The 613-nt window shown below is 67.4% G+C and carries 1 protein-coding gene; it reads left to right on the top strand.

All coding sequences use genetic code 11. The features are described from left to right. The coding region (locus tag IE172_RS34225) for an alpha-amylase family glycosyl hydrolase (protein ID WP_268253502.1) at nucleotides 1–613 on the top strand (613 nt) is incomplete at both ends.

Raw genomic sequence — 613 nt, 5'->3', positions numbered from 1 at the left:
GCGGTTACGACGTCGCCGACTACACCGCCGTGCTGCCCGACTTCGGCGACCTCGCCGACTTCGTGGAGTTCGTCGACGCGGCCCACCTGCGCGGCATCCGCGTGATCATCGACTTCGTCATGAACCACACCAGCGACGAACACCCGTGGTTCCAGGAGTCGCGCACGGACCCCGACGGCCCCTACGGCGACTTCTACATGTGGGCCGACGACGACACGGGCTACCCGGACGCGCGGATCATCTTCGTCGACACCGAGGCGTCGAACTGGACCTACGACCCGGTGCGCAAGCAGTACTACTTCCACCGTTTCTTCTCCCACCAGCCGGACCTCAACTACGAGAACCCGCGCGTGCAGGAGGAGATCCTGGCGGCGCTGCGCTTCTGGCTGGACCTGGGCATCGACGGGTTCCGGCTGGACGCGGTGCCGTACCTGTACGCGGCCGAGGGCACCAACTGCGAGAACCTGCCCGCCTCGCACGCGTTCCTGAAGCGGGTGCGCGAGGAGATCGACTCCCAGTACCCCGACACGGTGCTGCTGGCGGAGGCCAACCAGTGGCCGGAGGACGTCGTCGACTACTTCGGCGACTACGCCGCCGGCGGCGACGAGTGCCA

This window comes from Streptomyces griseoflavus, assembly GCF_014649995.1.
Classification (GTDB): Bacteria; Actinomycetota; Actinomycetes; order Streptomycetales; family Streptomycetaceae; genus Streptomyces; species Streptomyces griseoflavus.
The sequence above is the reverse complement of the archived record's forward strand: the minus strand, read 5'-3'. Positions and strand labels throughout refer to the sequence as shown.